Genomic DNA, 14,588 nt, shown 5'->3' with positions numbered 1-14,588 from the left:
TGTCAGTCGGGCGCGGCCATTTTACGGCTGGTTATCAACAGGGCGAGGACATTGGCCAGGATCAGGCCGATGCCGCCCAGTTCGAGCAGCCAGTTGATCCTGATCCCGGCAAAATCGCTTTTGATCAGGATGTCGAAATGGTGAAAGCCCACGGCCCGGATCGCGACGAAGCCGGTCAGAAAGACCAGCCCCAGCACCGCGCACCAGGTCCGGCGCAGATGCCGCCGCATCATCACGCCAAGCGCGACGAGGAACACGATGCTGCCCGCCAGCAGGCCGAGGATGAAGCCGGTCTGTACCCATTTGCGGTTCTCGTACCAGCCCTGCGCCTTGGACAGACAGCGGGCAAAGGCGGTAAGCGCGGATTGCAGATCAAGTTGCTTGTTCACGGTCAGTGCCGCCAGCAACAGCGCCAGCATCAGCCAGAAAACCCGCTCGGGACGGCCGCCGGGGCCAAACGCAAGCCTGGCGGTCAGGACCGCCGTGACCGCATAGGCCGCCACCGTCACCCATCCCATCACCGATGGATCGCCGATCGTCGGCGACCACCTGTCATCGAAACAGGTCCAGACATCGGTTACGGGTTTCATTCTGGCACTGTCCCTGACCTGCGCGGATTGCACGCGTATGGATACATGAACCGCCAACCCTGTCAAAACTCCGAGTGGCAGGCCGGGTTGGACCGCAAGACACGTCCTTCAACGACAAGGAGCAATACCAATGGATAAGTTCCAGACCCTGACGGGGATCGCGGCGCCGATGCCGCTGATCAATGTCGATACCGACATGATCATCCCCAAGCAGTTCCTCAAGACGATCAAGCGCTCGGGCCTGGGCGTGAACCTGTTCGACGAGATGCGCTATGACGGCGACGGCAACGAGATTGCCGATTTCGTTCTGAACAAACCGCAATACCGCGAGGCACAGATCCTTGTGGCGGGTGATAATTTCGGCTGCGGATCAAGCCGCGAACACGCGCCCTGGGCGATCAAGGATTTCGGCATCCGGTGCGTGATCGCGCCCAGCTTTGCCGACATTTTCTTCAATAACTGTTTCAAGAACGGAATCCTGCCCATCGCCCTGCCGCAGGAAACCGTCGATGTCCTGATGAAAGACGCCGAAAAGGGCGCCAACGCCCGGATGGAGGTTGACCTCGAGGCGCAGACGATCACGACTTCGGACGGGGAGGTCATCAGCTTTGACGTGGATCCGTTCAAGAAACACTGCCTGATTGAAGGGCTCGACGATATCGGGCTGACGTTGGAGAAGAAGGCGTCGGTTGACGCGTTCGAGGCGCGCGCCGCCGAGGCACGCCCCTGGGTCTGACGCGATACAGCCTGTGATTGTATCAGCGCCGTCCACCGCGGGTGGGCGGCGTTTTCAATCCGCCCGGATTTGTCGCACTGTTGCCACCGTCTGAACGCGGTTTGTAGGCAAAAAATCAGCGGCCACAACATCTTGTGTGCCCCTAGGCATATGCCGCGTTTCCGTGCCCAAATTGATGCAATCTCGCACCACTAATTCCATCAATTCGCCTTAAACCTGAACTCATATTAACCATGACTTGAGCCGCAGAATGAAAGAAGGCAAAAATTGGGCACAAATGAGGCAGGCCGCCACAATGTGCGGGATCAAGTTGGAACAAGGGCGCAGCATCGCACTGCGTTCGACCAGTTTGAAGGGAATGGACAGTGATTTCACAAGTGACGAGTGCGTTGACACGTGCGATGCTGGTGGCGCTCCTTGTAGCGACCCCTTCGCTGCTGTTGCCGTCGACGGCGGCCGACACGGCGCAGATCGTCGTTGTGCTGGCCATCCTCGCCTCTTTCATGACCTTCATCGAGTATTACGGCCGCTATCCCAGCATCATCGAATTCCGGTTTGCGCCGCCGTTCAACAGGCTGAAATTCCTCGGGCTGGCGCTGACCATCCTGTTCCTGTCCCTGATCTGCCGGGGCAAGACCGACCCGACTAACCTGACGATGTTCCTGACCCAGCTGGGCGATGGTCTGGGCGAGGCGATTGATTTCCCCTATTCGCCGGTTCGGATGGTGGTTCTGATGATGCCGGCGGATGCCGATGCCGAACTTATCGCCTCGGTCAGGACGGCGGCGGGCATTTCCTACATGGTGTCGCTTCTGATGTTCTTCATCTTCCTGACGCTGGTGCGCCTGTTCGGCTGGCCCGTCCGCAACGGCGCCTTCAACGTCTGGGTCAACCTGCCGCTTTTCGACCCCACCGGCGGCGGTGACGTGCTCAACCGGCTCAAGCGGGATGCGGGCCTTAACATTGTGTTAGGAAGTTTGCTGCCATTCTTGATTCCGGCGACCGTCAGAATGGCGTCGGATATGGTGGATCCGATCTCGATCGCAAGCCCGCAAACCCTGATCTGGACGATGACCGCATGGGCGTTTCTACCTGCAAGCATGTTGATGCGCGGCATTGCCATGAGCCGCATCGCCGACATGATCGAGGAAAAGCGCCGCCGTGCCTATGCCAAGGCCGAGGCCGACGGGCTGCAGCGCGCCTGATCGCCGCATTCGCGGCATTCTGGCTGGCACAGGCCGCCACCGCCGCCGACACCATCAGGATCGCCACTTTCAACACAGAACTGGACCGTGACGGGCCGGGCCTGCTGCTGCGCGATATTCTGCGCGGCGAGGACGCGCAGATAGAGGCGGTGACGCAGGTGATCGCGCGCAACGCGCCGGATATCCTGGTCTTGCAGCGCGTCGATTATGATCTGGAACTGCGCGCCCTGACCGCCCTGCGTGACGCGATTGCGACGCGCGGCCTGGACTTTCCCCACCTCTTCGCCCTGCGGCCCAATACCGGGATGCCCACCGGGCTGGACATGGATGGCAATGGCCGCGTGGCAGAGCCGCGCGATGCGCAGGGCTATGGTGAATTTGCCGGCCAAAGCGGCATGGCCATATTGTCCCGCTTCCCGCTGGAGGCACAGAGGGCAAAGGATTTCAGCGCGTTCCTGTGGCGCGATCTGCCGGGTGCATTGTTGCCCGAGGTCGATGGTGCCCCCTTTCCGTCCCCCGAGGCACAGGCGATCCAGCGGCTGTCCACGGTCGGGCACTGGGTTGTGCCGGTCCTGGTGGGTGACACCACGCTTGACCTGCTGGTCTTTCACGCGTCACCGCCGGTTTTCGACGGGCCCGAGGATCAAAACGGCAGGCGCAATCATGACGAGTTGATATTCTGGCGGCATTACCTGGACGGCAGTTTCGGGCCGCCGCCCGCCGGCGCGTTTGCCCTGGTTGGCGGCGCAAATCTTGACCCGGCCGACAGCGACGGGCGGCGCGAGGCCATCGCGGCGCTCCTGGCCGATGACAGGTTGCAGGATCCCCGCCCGATGCGACGGGGCGCCGCCGAAACCGATCCGCACCACACCGGCGACGCGCGGCTGGATACGGTCCATTGGCCGGCGCCGGGTCCGGGGGCGCTGCGGGTGGATTACATCCTGCCTTCGGCCGGGCTGACGGTGGCCGCGTCGAGCGTTTACTGGCCCGAGGCGGGAACGGCCGACGCCGCGCTTGCCGCGACGGCCAGCCGCCATCGGCTGGTCTGGGTCGATCTGCTGCTGGAACGCGAGTAGGCTGCGCGCAGCCGGGGTTTCTTGACCATTCCCGGCGGGCGCGCTAGGCGGTTGGCAACGTAGGTTCAGCCAAGGAAACTCCGACATGAGCACCCCCTCGCTTCTTATTCTGCCCGGAGACGGGATCGGCCCCGAAGTGATGGCCGAAGTCCGCAAGGTGATCGACTGGTTCGGCGCCAAGCGCGGTACCGATTTCGATGTCAGCGAGGGACTGGTCGGCGGTGCGGCCTATGATGTGCATGGCACGCCGCTGCATGACGATACGATGGCCCAGGCGCAGGAGGTGGACGCGGTTCTGCTGGGCGCGGTCGGCGGGCCGAAATACGACGACCTGGATTTCTCGGTGAAACCCGAACGCGGGCTCTTGCGCCTGCGCAAGGAGATGGACCTGTTTGCCAACCTGCGCCCGGCCCAGTGTTTCGATGCGCTGGCGGATTTCTCCTCGCTCAAGAAAGACGTGGTGGCGGGTCTGGATATCGTGATCGTTCGCGAACTGACCAGCGGCGTCTATTTCGGCGAGCCGCGCGGCATCATCAACGAGGGTAACGAGCGCGTCGGCATCAACACCCAGCGTTACACCGAATCCGAGATCGAGCGTATCGCCCGCGCCGCGTTCGAACTGGCCCGCCGGCGGAACAACAAGGTTTGTTCGATGGAAAAGGCCAACGTGATGGAATCGGGCATCTTGTGGCGTGAAGTGACACAGCGCGTGCACGACGCCGATTACGCCGATGTCGAGCTGAGCCATATGTATGCCGACAATGGCGCGATGCAGCTGGTGCGCGCGCCGAAACAGTTCGACGTGATCCTGACCGACAACCTATTCGGTGACATCCTGTCGGATTGCGCGGCGATGCTGACCGGCAGTCTCGGGATGCTGCCCTCGGCCTCGTTGGGCGCACCGATGGCCAATGGCCGGCCCAAGGCGCTTTACGAGCCGGTGCATGGCTCGGCCCCCGATATCGCCGGCCAGGGCAAGGCCAACCCGATCGCCTGCATTCTCAGCTTTGCGATGGCGTTGCGTTACAGCTTTGACATGGGGGAAGAGGCAAGCCGGGTCGAAACCGCTGTCGAGAAGGTGCTGGCCGACGGGATGCGCACCGGCGACCTGCTGGGCGCGGAGGGGGGCAAACCATGCGCCACCACTGAAATGGGCGACGCCATCATCGCCGCGCTTGACGCCAGCCTGTGATAGAAACCCGCCCTTACGCGGCAGAGGACCAGGAGGATTTCCTGACCCTCTACCGCGCCTGCCTGCGGCATTACGATATCCCGCCGGCAACGGCAGAGCAGGAGGAACGTATCCTGGCGCTGCTGGCGTCGGGGCGGCATATGTCCTGCCTTCTGGCCCATGACGGAGCGCGGCCCGTGGGGTTTGCCACCTGGGCGCTGACCTTTCCGGCCGGGGCTGGCGTGGCGCTCTACATGAAAGAGATATTCGTGACCGGAGCCGCGCGGGGTACAGGCGCCGGTCGGGCATTGCTGGCCGGCCTTCTGGACATCGCGCAGGCCGAAGGCTGCGTCAGGTTCGACTGGCAGACCGATGGCGACAACAAAAATGGACAGGCCTTTTACACGGCGATCAACGCGCCGGAGAAGGCAAAGAAAACCTATCGGATCATGGCCGCTGAGTTTCAGGATTTCATCGACCGGCTGACCTGAAACGCCAGCGTGGGTCGCGCCGCGCGATAGGATTAGCGCTTGCACCCTGGGATGGCTCTGCTAGGCGGTATCTGCGCGACACCGTTACGATTGGATCTTATCATGCTTCGAAAATCCCTCGCCATTCTCATCTTGATCGCGCTTGCGGGCGCGGCCCCCGCCAAACCCTTCAAGGAGCTGTTCCCGCAACTTGCCGCCGAGCTTGATGCCGAGACGCTCGCCTTGCTGGACGGGATGGATTACCGGACCGGGGCGGTGACGGTCGGCGACGACCTCGCGCGTTTCGACCTGGGCGAGCGGTATTATTTCCTGGATGCGGACGATGCCCGCCATGTCCTTGTCGAGCTCTGGGGCAACCCGCCCTCGCAGGCCACGCTGGGCATGGTGTTTCCCATCGACAAGACGCCACTGCATGACACCTGGGGGATAGAGGTCTCCTACGAGGATATCGGCTATGTCTCCGACGAGGATGCGGCCGATTATGACTATGACGCCCTGCTGAAGACCATGCAGAAGGACACCCTGGCCGAGAACACGATTCGCGCCGAACAGGGCTATGCGCCGATTCGCCTGGTCGGGTGGGCCGACAAGCCGCGCTACGATGCCGATGGCCGCAAGCTTTATTGGGCCAAGGAGCTGTCTTTCGGCGACATGGAGACCAATACGCTCAACTACAATATCCGCGCCCTGGGCCGCAAAGGCGTATTGGTTGTCAATTTCATCGCCGGGATGGAACAGCTGGAGGCGGTCCGCGCCGCCACCCCGGATGTGCTGGAGATGGTCAGTTTCACGCCGGGGAACCGTTACAGTGATTTCGATCCGTCTATCGACACGGTCGCCGCGGTCGGCATCGGCGGCCTGATCGCCGGCAAGGCGCTCGCCAAGACCGGGTTCCTGGCGGTCGCGCTGGTTTTCCTCAAGAAATTCTGGTTTGTCGCGCTCATCCCGCTGTTCTGGCTGAAGAACCTGATCTTCAGGCGCCGCGGCGGCGATAGCTGACCGCCAGCGCCGGGTGCATGACGGGGCTTGCCAAACCGTGCCGCCTCGTCTATCCGGCACCTCACGGTCGGAGTGTAGCTCAGCCTGGTAGAGCACTGTCTTCGGGAGGCAGGGGCCGGAGGTTCGAATCCTCTCACTCCGACCAATGATCCATGTGAATCGTCAGACAGGTTTGTCCTTCCGGGGGCGATGCTGATCCGATGTGGATTGCGGGCAATTGTCTGGCCGCGGACCTATTGGCAGCAAGCTGAAGTCACGGCATCTACCCGGAACATGCCGCTCACGGCAGGCCAGGTCAGGGCGTGACCCCTTGGCGGTGTCTCATACGACCGACGCCTTGAGCAGCGAAATGGAATAGAGATGTTCCGCCTGCATGGCGCGCAGGGCGTCGACACTCAGCGTCTCCAGCACCTCACCATCCTTCATCACGGCAAGCCGGTCGCACATATGGCTGATCACCGGCAGGTCATGCGATACCATCAGATAGGTCAGGTCATGTTCGTCGCGCAGATCCGTCAGCAGGTTGAGGATCTCGGCCTGCACCGACACATCCAGCGCCGAAGTCGGTTCGTCCAGCAGCAGGATATCGGGCTCGCCGGCCAGCGCCCGGGCGATGGCGACCCGCTGACGTTGGCCGCCCGACAGCTGGTGCGGATAGCGGAAGCGGAATTTGCGGCTCAGGCCCACATCGTCCAACAGCTGGGTGATACGTTCGTCGACCCCCTTCAACCCGGCCAGGTAAAGCGTTTCGCCAAGAACCTGATCGACCGTATGGCGGGGATGCAACGAGGCGTAGGGATCCTGAAACACCATCTGCACGCGCCTGTAGAACTCGCGGTCGCGCCTGCCCGGGGCCAGTGCCTGGCCGGCGATTTCGATCCGGCCGGACCAGTTGGGGGCCAGTCCGGTGATCGCCCGCAGGATCGTCGACTTGCCGGACCCGCTTTCGCCCACCAGGCCGAAACTTTCGCCTGGTTGTACCGCCAGCGCCACGTTCCGGACCGCGTTGACCAGATCACGCCCCTGGCCATACCAGACATTCAGGTCACTGATCGCGATCATGCTCATGCCGGGCCCTTCTGACCGGGCGCATCGGCCCAGGCGGCATCGCGTTTCAGAACATCGAGATGTTTGCGCGGCTGGTCAAAACGCGGCAACGAGTTGAGAAGCCCCTGGGTATAGGGATGCCTGGCCTCGTGCAGCTTGCCCGCGTCGCAGGTCTCGACGATCCGGCCGGCATACATGATCAGCACCCGGTCACAGAAATCGGCCACGAGGTTCAGGTCGTGGCTGATGAAGATCAGGCCCATGCCGCGCTCGCGCACCAGCCTGTCCATGATATCGAGCACCTGCCGCTGCACGGTCACGTCCAGCGCCGAAGTGGGCTCGTCCGCGATCAGGATCTGCGGGTTGGGAATCAGCATCATCGCGATCATGATCCGCTGCCCCATGCCGCCGGACATCTCATGCGGAAAGGCGCGCATCACCCGCTCCGGATCGCGGATCGACACGGCCTGGAGCATCTCGACCGATCTGGTCCAGGCCTCGGATTTCGAAACGCGGTTATGGACCAGGTAAGCCTCCATGATCTGGTCGCCGATCCGCATCACCGGGTTGAGCGAGAACTTGGGATCCTGCATCACCATCGAGATCTTTTCACCGCGGATGTCGCGCATCGCCGTTTCCGGCAGGTCCAGCAGGTTGCGGCCCTCCAGCGTGATGTGATCTGCTTCGACGATCCCCGGCGGGCGGATCAGGCGCAGGATGGCGCGCCCGGTCATGGATTTGCCCGACCCGCTTTCGCCGACGATCCCCAGGCGCTCTTTGCCCAGGGTAAAGGACACTCCGCGCACGGCCTCGAAAAGGCCCTGCCGGGTCGGGAACCTGACCCAGAGGTTTTGCACGTCCAGCAGGGTCATTGGCTGTTGCCTTTCGGATCCAGCACGTCGCGCAGCCCGTCGCCCAGGAGGTTGAAGGCGAGGCTGACGGTAAAGATCGCCAGACCGGGCACAGTGGCCACCCACCAGTGATCAAGGATGAACCGCCGCCCGCCCGAGATCATCGCGCCCCATTCCGGGCTTGGGGGCTGTGCGCCCAGCCCGAGAAAGCCGAGGCCGGCGGCTGCCAGGATGATCCCCGCCATGTCCAGCGTCACGCGCACGATCAGCGACGAGATGCAGAGCGGCCAGATATGCTTGGTGATGATCCTGAGCGGCCCGGCACCCTGAAGGCGCACCGCGCTGATGTAATCCGACGACCGGATCGTCAGGGTCTCGGCCCGGGCGATGCGGGCATAGGGGGGCCAGGCCGTGAGCGAAATGGCCAGCACCGCGTTCTCGATCCCGGCGCCAAGCGCCGCTACAAAGGCCAGCGCCAGCACCAGCCGGGGGAAGGCGAGAAATATGTCGGTGATCCGCATCAGCACGATATCCGCCCATCCGCCCAGATAGCCCGACACGGTACCCACCAGCAGCCCCGCCACCGGTGCAATCAACGCCACCAGCGTCACGATATAGAGCGTGATCCGGCTGCCATAGATCAGCCGGCTGAGGATATCGCGGCCCAGGCTGTCAGTGCCCAGCAGGTGCCCTTCGGTGCCGATGGGCTGCAACCGGTTTGCCAGGTCCTGCGCATAGGGGTCATGCGGGGCAACCAGCGGCGCGCAGAAGGCGATGAGGACCAGGAACACCAGGATGCCGAGGCCGAACATCGCCATCGTGTTCGAGCGGAAGTTGAGCCAGCCCTTGTAGAGGCTGGCCAGCCGGGCCTGCCGGCGAGAGGTGGGCGCATCGCTGAGAAGCCACTGGCGCAGGGTTGTGTCGCTCATTTCGACCTCGGATCAAAGATGCGGTAGAGAAGGTCGGACAGGATGTTTAGGCAGATGAAGATCAGTCCGACAACAACTGTCCCGCCCAGAACGGCATTCATGTCCGCGCTCAGCAGCGCGGTGGTGATATAGCTGCCGATGCCGGGCCAGGAAAAGATGATCTCGGTCAGCACCGACCCTTCCAGCAGGTTGGCATAGGAAAGCGCGATCACGGTGATCAGCTGCACCCGGATGTTGCGGAAGGCGTGGCGCCAGATCACCGCGCGTTCGGACATGCCCTTGACGCGGGCGGTGATGATGTATTCGGCGCTCATCTGTTCCAGGATGAACGACCGTGTCATCCGGCTGATATAGGCCATCGAATAATAGCCCAGAAGCGAGGCGGGCAGGATCAGATGGCTGAAGGCGTTGCGGAATACGTCCCAATGGCCTGAGATTGCGCTGTCGATCAGGATCATGCCGGTGCGGGTGGGCACGATATCCTGATAAAAGATATCCAGGCGGCCCGGCCCGCCGACCCAGCCGAGAATGCCGTAGAAGATCAGCAGGCCGACAAGGCCCAGCCAGAAGATCGGCATCGAATAGCCGACAAGGGCAACGACACGGGCGATCTGGTCGATCCACGAACCGCGCCGGACCCCGGCAATCACCCCGAGCGGCACACCGATCAGAACGCCGAAGATGGTGCCCAGCGTGGCCAGTTCCAGCGTGGCGGGGAATACCCGCGCGATATCCTCGGACACGGGCCGCGCGTTCAGCAGCGACATGCCGAAATCGCCGCGGACCACGTCGCTGATGTAATAGAAGAACTGCACGATCACCGGCTTGTCGAGCCCGAGCTGCTCGTAAACCGCATCGTAGGTCGATTGCGAGGCGCGTTCGCCGACAATCGCCAGCACCGGGTCGATCGGCATGACCCGGCCGATGATGAAAGTCACCAGCAGCAGGCCCAGCATCGTCACGGCGATCGACGCCAGGCTGCCGCCGGCGGTTTTCAGAAAGGGTGCGAAGGACGCGGGTCTGCGTCCTTCGCGATCATTTTCGGCCAGGGCCATTTATTTCGTGACCGGCCAGTAGGATACGGCGGTGGTTGCGCCACCCAGGTTGAGGTTCTCGACATTGTCGCGCATCGCCGCCTGCTCGATCTTCTGGAACATGACAACGAAGGGCGAGGTTTCGCGGAATTGCGCCTGGATGTCGGCATACATGGCCGCGCGCTTGTCGCGGTCGTTTTCGATCACCGCAGCGGATGTCATCTCGGTCAGCCCGCCGGTATCCCAGGAATTCCGCCAGGCCAGCAGACCGGTGGCCTGTGCCTCGTCCGAATTGTCGGGGTTATAGGCGAAAGTGCCCGCGTTGGTATGCGGGTCCGGGTAATCCGGGCCCCAGGCACCGACATAGACATCCAGTTCGCGGGCGCGGTAGCGCGCCAGGATCTGCTTGGCGGTGCCCACGGTGATGTTCAGCTTGATGCCGACCTGCGCCAGCGCGTTCTGGAAGGTCTGGGCGATCTCGATCCGCTCTTGCGCCTCGCGCACCCCGGCCTCGATCTCTAGCCCTTCGGGAACCCCGGCGGCGGCCAGCATTTCCTTGGCCTTCTCAACGTTCAGGCTGAACGGGTTTTCATCCACGGCGCCCAGGAACGTGCGCGGCAGGAAGTTCTGATGCGTCACGTACTGCCCGTTGAGAAAGCTGTTCTGCATCCCTTCGTAATCGACCAGGTATTTCATCGCCTGGCGCACCTCGGGCTTGGAGAGTTCGGGGTGTTTCTGGTTGAAGGCCAGATACATCAGCCGCCCGCGCAGCTCGTCATAGACCTTGACGCCCTCGGCCTCGCGCGCACCGGCGATATCCTCGGGGTTCAGGTTGCGGGCCACGTCCACATCGCCGCGCTCCAGCAGCAGGCGCTGGCTGGCGCTTTCCTGCACATGGCGCACGATGACGCGCTCCATCGCCGGGGCACCCAGATGGAAATCGGGGTTCGATTGCAGTGTCACGCTTTCATTGGGTTTCCAGCTGACCAGTGAATAGGCACCGGAACCGGCCGAATTGGTCTTGAGCCAGCTGTTGCCCATGTCACCGTCGACCTCATTGGCCATGACGGTCTGCTTGTCGACGATCCCGCCGATCGTGGCCGTCAGACAGTTCAGCACGAAGGATGTCGCGTAGGGCTTGTCGGTGGTGATTGTGACGGTGTTGCCGTCGGCCTTGATGGTTTCATCGGCATTCTCGGCGGTAAACCCGAACTGCGTCAGGATGAAGGCCGGGGTCTTGTTCAGAATGACCGCCCGGCGCAGCGAGAACTCGACATCCTCGGCGGTCACCGGATTGCCGGAGTGAAAAGTGAACCCGTCCCGGATCGTGAAAGTGATGGACTTGCCGTCGTCGCTGACGGTCCAGCTTTCCGCGATTTCCGGCTGATAGCCCGCGTCCAGGTCTGCCGGGTCGAAATTCACTAGCTTCATGTACACGTTGCGGATCACGTCCGACCCCGCGAACTCGAAGCTTTCGGCCGGGTCCAGCGTGGTGATATCGTCAATCCGGTTGGCAATGACCAGCATGTTCGGCGGCGTCTCTGCCCCGGCCATCGGCACCGCCGTGACCGCGACCGACAGCCCGAGCGCTGCACCGGCCATCAATCTGCTGAAAATATTCATCTTCTTTCCTCTCCTGTTGGTTATCTTCTGCGGTTTTCCCGTGTGTCAGGCCCCCCAGGTCCTTTCCAGCACACGCAACCAGTTTTCGTGGCACAGTTTGGCGATGAGGGCATCATCATATCCGTGCACTTTCATGGCCTGTCTCAGTTTCGGCAGCCCCGCCACTGTGGTCAGGTCTTGTGGCACCACCGCACCGTCATAGTCGGAACCCAGCCCGACGCGGTCCTCACCGGCGATGTTGATCATGTGATCAAGATGTTTCAGCACCTGGCTCAGCGGGACATCTGCCAGCATCTTGCCGTCCTCGCGCAGGAAGGCAACCGCGAAGTTCAGCCCGACCATCCCGTCACTGTCGGCGATGGCGCGCAGCTGATCGTCGGTCAGGTTGCGGGAATGCGGACATATGGCATGGGCATTGGAATGTGTCGCCACCAATGGTTTTTCCGAATGCCTGGCCACGTCCCAGAAACCGGCCTCGTTCAGGTGGGACAGGTCCACCATGATGCCCAGCTGGTTGCAGCGGCGGATCAGCCGCAGCCCCAGATCGGTCAGGCCGTCACCGGTATCTGGCGACGAGGGAAAGCGAAACGGCACACCGTACCCGAATATCGTGTCGCGGCTCCAGACCGGCCCAAGCGATCGCAGGCCCGCCGCGTAGAGCACGTCAAGCATGTGCAGATCGGGATCAATCGCCTCCGCGCCCTCGACGTGAAAGATGGCGGCGATCCGGCCGGCGGCAAGCGCCGTGCGGATGTCGGCCACCGTCCGGCAGATCACCAGGCTGCCCTGGCGTTCCAGCTCCAGCAAGGTTGCCACCTGCGAAAGCGCCACGGTCTGCGCGTATTCCAGCGCCACCGGGTCCGGCAACGGCAGGTCATAGGATGACCTGGTCATCTCTTCGTATTTGTCGTCGCCATCGCCCGGCGAAGGTACATAGACCGCAAAGAACCCGCCGCCGAATCCGCCGGTCCTGGCCTTTGGCAGGTCAATTGCGCCATCGCGCCCATCGGCGAAACTGTGCGCCTGACCAGGGCCGCCAGCGCGGAACAGCTTGCATAAAACATCGTTGTGGCCGTCAAAAATGACAGGCTCGTCGCACGCCATAGAGCGGCCTTTCCACTGTTTACGAACATTGGCGACGATAACATCATGCCCGACTGTGCCAAGGTAAAAATGCGCGGGCAGGTTGCAGTGTCTGGCGCGCTGCTGGTGATGGCTCTGTTTTGCCGGCACTGCATGCCCTCTGGCGAAAATCCAGACAGCGTCATGCCCGGGCTCTGCGATACCCGTTCGAGCGGTTTTCTGATCCGGGGCCGTGGTAATCCGCTCACAAAAAGAACTGGAAATCAGGGGTTAACCGAATCATCTCGCGCATTATAGTGGGCTTCGTGGGTGTAACTGGGGAGCTGTTTTTGGCGTATCTCGAGAAAACAAGAAACGATGTTTTCATCAGCTATTCGCATGTCGACAACGCCGAAGATCTCGATGGTCAGCAGTGTATATCCCTGATCGTCCGTCAGTTGCGCTCGATCCTGCAACAGCGGCTCAGCCGTGAGGGCGTAGAAGTCTTCTGGGATGCCTCGCATCTGAAGGCCAATCAGAAGCTTGACACCACGTTGATGGAAGAGGTCGAACACTCTGCCATCATGGTGGCAATCGTGTCGCCGGCATATCATTCCGGCGACTATACCATCGCCGAGCTCGAGGCGTTCCTGAAACAGCCCGGGGCCGAAGACAGGCTGTTCGTCTTCGAAGTCTTGCCGTCAGGCGGTGATGACGCGCAGCATCCCGTGCTGAGGGAACACAAGCGGTTCGAGTTCTGGCACAACACGGGCGCAAGCGGCGCAACACCCATGACGCTGGATCCGAAGCTGGACCGCCAGATGTACATGACCGCGCTGACGGATTTCTGCACGCAGCTGAAAGACCAGCTTGTGCGGCTCAGGCGGCAGGAACAGGGTGTGGCGGCGACCGAGGTCGCGGCGCCCGTCGACCCGATCGCAACCGTGCTGCTGGCGCAAACCACCGACGATCTTGAATATCAGCGCGGGCAGGTGCGCAGTGCGCTGGCCCAGTTCAACGTCCGCGTCCTGCCACAAATGGATTACCCGCAAGGCGGCGTGGAGTTTCGCAAGGCCTATAGCGCCGATCTGGAACAGGCCGATCTGGTCGTTCAGCTTCTGAGTCAGGCAAGCGGACGGATGCCTGCCGACATGCCGGACGGGTACATGACCTACCAATGCACGGCGGCGGAAAAGGCGGGCAAGACCCTGTTGTGCTGGCGCCATCCCGAAACCGACACCACCAATATCGACAACCCGGTTCACAAGGCGCTTGTCAGTGGCCCGAACGTGATGGCGAGCGGGCTGGAATCGTTCAAATCGCTGATCCTTAAGGAGATCGAGAGCCAGAACAAGGAACCGCGTCCCACGCGCAACTCGCTGATCTTCATCGGGGCTGACCGGTCGGACATGCCGCTGGCCGAGGAATTGCTGCAGGCGCTGTCGAAACGCGGGCTGCCGGTTGCCGTACCCATTTACGAGGGGACGCCCGAGGAAATTCAGCAGGATCTCGAAGAGAACCTGATCGACAGCGATAGTGTCGTTTTCGTGCATGGCGATGCGCCGACGACATGGGTGCGCGGATTCCTGAGGCGCATGGGGCGCAGCCTGGCCGCCCGGCAATCACCCCGCGAATACCAGGCACTGGTAAAGGCGCCCCCGCCGAAATCCGAGGGGCTCAACCACGCGTTCCCGAATCTGGAAGTTATTGATTGCTCAGAGAAATTTGATGTAGACCACATCGTTTCAGTGGTGGAGTCCCGGCTTTGATCGGA

At 62.2% G+C, this 14,588-nt stretch carries 14 protein-coding genes and 1 tRNA gene; 8 read left to right on the top strand and 7 right to left on the bottom strand.

Going from position 1 to position 14,588, the window contains the following annotated elements:
* Nucleotides 1–2: 2 nt before the first annotated feature.
* A complete protein-coding gene (locus AAFO92_RS07500) occupies nt 3–590 on the bottom strand; it encodes an isopropylmalate isomerase (protein WP_347534094.1) in 588 nt (195 codons plus the stop codon).
* Nucleotides 591–720: 130 nt separating this feature from the next.
* Between AAFO92_RS07500 and leuD the strand changes: the two genes are divergently transcribed.
* The 7 genes from leuD to AAFO92_RS07465 all read left to right on the top strand — a co-directional run bounded on the left by leuD (nt 721) and on the right by AAFO92_RS07465 (nt 6,413).
* Nucleotides 721–1,326: a 3-isopropylmalate dehydratase small subunit gene (leuD, locus tag AAFO92_RS07495; RefSeq protein ID WP_347534093.1), complete on the top strand. Its 606-nt coding sequence runs from the start codon at nt 721–723 to the stop codon at nt 1,324–1,326.
* A gap of 401 nt (nt 1,327–1,727) precedes the next feature.
* Entirely contained in the window at nt 1,728–2,531 is an 804-nt protein-coding gene (locus AAFO92_RS07490; RefSeq protein WP_347534331.1) for a hypothetical protein, read from the top strand.
* Nucleotides 2,528–3,607 carry an endonuclease/exonuclease/phosphatase family protein gene (locus AAFO92_RS07485; RefSeq protein ID WP_347534330.1) on the top strand — a complete coding sequence of 360 codons (1,080 nt, stop codon included), beginning with the start codon at nt 2,528–2,530 and terminating at the stop codon, nt 3,605–3,607. The genes AAFO92_RS07490 and AAFO92_RS07485 overlap by 4 nt, the downstream gene beginning before the upstream one ends.
* A gap of 85 nt (nt 3,608–3,692) precedes the next feature.
* Nucleotides 3,693–4,799, top strand: coding sequence for a 3-isopropylmalate dehydrogenase (leuB, locus tag AAFO92_RS07480; protein WP_347534092.1), 1,107 nt, complete (start codon nt 3,693–3,695; stop codon nt 4,797–4,799).
* Nucleotides 4,796–5,269, top strand: a complete 474-nt coding sequence (locus tag AAFO92_RS07475) for a GNAT family N-acetyltransferase (RefSeq protein WP_347534091.1) — start codon at nt 4,796–4,798, stop codon at nt 5,267–5,269. Before leuB ends, AAFO92_RS07475 begins: the two co-directional genes overlap by 4 nt.
* A 102-nt stretch (nt 5,270–5,371) precedes the next feature.
* Nucleotides 5,372–6,268 carry a DUF2167 domain-containing protein gene (locus AAFO92_RS07470; RefSeq protein ID WP_347534090.1) on the top strand — a complete coding sequence of 299 codons (897 nt, stop codon included), beginning with the start codon at nt 5,372–5,374 and terminating at the stop codon, nt 6,266–6,268.
* A gap of 68 nt (nt 6,269–6,336) precedes the next feature.
* Nucleotides 6,337–6,413: transfer RNA gene (locus AAFO92_RS07465), tRNA-Pro, on the top strand.
* A 176-nt stretch (nt 6,414–6,589) separates the two neighbouring features.
* Here the strand turns inward: AAFO92_RS07465 and AAFO92_RS07460 are convergent.
* From AAFO92_RS07460 to AAFO92_RS07435, 6 genes are read right to left on the bottom strand one after another with little or no spacing between them, the layout of a single operon-like run.
* On the bottom strand, nt 6,590–7,336 hold the full coding sequence (locus tag AAFO92_RS07460; RefSeq protein ID WP_347534089.1) for an ABC transporter ATP-binding protein: 747 nt from the start codon (nt 7,334–7,336) through the stop codon (nt 6,590–6,592).
* Nucleotides 7,333–8,187 (bottom strand): ABC transporter ATP-binding protein, encoded by an 855-nt coding sequence (locus AAFO92_RS07455; protein ID WP_347534088.1) that lies wholly within the window; start codon nt 8,185–8,187, stop codon nt 7,333–7,335. Before AAFO92_RS07455 ends, AAFO92_RS07460 begins: the two co-directional genes overlap by 4 nt.
* Nucleotides 8,184–9,095 carry an ABC transporter permease gene (locus AAFO92_RS07450; protein ID WP_347534087.1) on the bottom strand — a complete coding sequence of 304 codons (912 nt, stop codon included), beginning with the start codon at nt 9,093–9,095 and terminating at the stop codon, nt 8,184–8,186. The genes AAFO92_RS07455 and AAFO92_RS07450 overlap by 4 nt, the downstream gene beginning before the upstream one ends.
* Nucleotides 9,092–10,150 (bottom strand): ABC transporter permease, encoded by a 1,059-nt coding sequence (locus AAFO92_RS07445; RefSeq protein WP_347534086.1) that lies wholly within the window; start codon nt 10,148–10,150, stop codon nt 9,092–9,094. Before AAFO92_RS07445 ends, AAFO92_RS07450 begins: the two co-directional genes overlap by 4 nt.
* Nucleotides 10,151–11,752, bottom strand: a complete 1,602-nt coding sequence (locus AAFO92_RS07440) for an ABC transporter substrate-binding protein (RefSeq protein WP_347534085.1) — start codon at nt 11,750–11,752, stop codon at nt 10,151–10,153. It abuts the gene before it with no gap.
* A 45-nt stretch (nt 11,753–11,797) separates the two neighbouring features.
* Nucleotides 11,798–12,856: a dipeptidase gene (locus AAFO92_RS07435; protein ID WP_347534084.1), complete on the bottom strand. Its 1,059-nt coding sequence runs from the start codon at nt 12,854–12,856 to the stop codon at nt 11,798–11,800.
* A gap of 308 nt (nt 12,857–13,164) precedes the next feature.
* Here AAFO92_RS07435 and AAFO92_RS07430 point away from each other — a divergent pair, with 308 nt between their 5' ends.
* The gene (locus AAFO92_RS07430) at nt 13,165–14,583 is read left to right on the top strand and encodes a toll/interleukin-1 receptor domain-containing protein (RefSeq protein ID WP_347534083.1); all 1,419 of its coding nucleotides are present in this window, start codon (nt 13,165–13,167) and stop codon (nt 14,581–14,583) included.
* Nucleotides 14,584–14,588 lie beyond the last annotated feature (5 nt).

The organism is Roseovarius sp. CAU 1744, from assembly GCF_039839345.1.
GTDB lineage: Bacteria > Pseudomonadota > Alphaproteobacteria > Rhodobacterales > Rhodobacteraceae > Roseovarius.
This window is presented reverse-complemented; position numbering and strand designations above follow the sequence as displayed.